Origin of the sequence: Pseudomonas sp. 43(2021) (genome assembly GCF_017490805.1) — a bacterium.
Taxonomy (GTDB): domain Bacteria; phylum Pseudomonadota; class Gammaproteobacteria; order Pseudomonadales; family Pseudomonadaceae; genus Aquipseudomonas.
The window spans coordinates 1-485 of record NZ_JAFGYJ010000369.1 but is presented as its reverse complement, the minus strand read 5'-3'; the positions used below and the strand labels follow the sequence as shown (position 1 = coordinate 485).

Here is a 485-nt window from a genome sequence, read left to right as displayed (position 1 = left end):
GGTCAGGATGTCGTCCACCGAGGCGCGGGCACGTTTGGCCAGTTCGGCCTGACGCGCAAACACGTCAACCTTGTGGTAGTGCAGGGCGTGCAGCGCAGCGGCGGTTGGAGAAGGGACCCAGGCAGTGTTGGCGCCGGCCAGCGGGTGAGCGATCTTCTGCTCAAGCATCGCGGCCATCAGGTCCGGCATCGCCCACATGCCTTTACCGATTTGCGCACGACCTTGCAGGCCGGTGCTCAGACCGATGTCGACGTTCCAGTTCTCGTAGGCGCCGATCCACTTCTCGGCCTTCATGTCAGCCTTGCGCACCACTGGGCCGGCCTCCATGGATGTGTGGATTTCGTCGCCGGTGCGGTCGAGGAAACCGGTGTGATGAACACCACGCGCTCGCTGGCGGCCTTGATGCAAGCCTTGAGGTTGACCGTGGTGCGGCGCTCCTCGTCCATGATCCCGACTTTCAGGGTGTTGCGCGGCAAGCGCAGGAC

General features: G+C 64.1%; 1 pseudogene. It reads right to left on the bottom strand.

Features of this window, described 5'->3' with window-relative positions:
- Nucleotides 1-446: pseudogene (locus tag J5M71_RS27685) on the bottom strand (malate synthase G); the annotation flags it as partial.
- Nucleotides 447-485 lie beyond the last annotated feature (39 nt).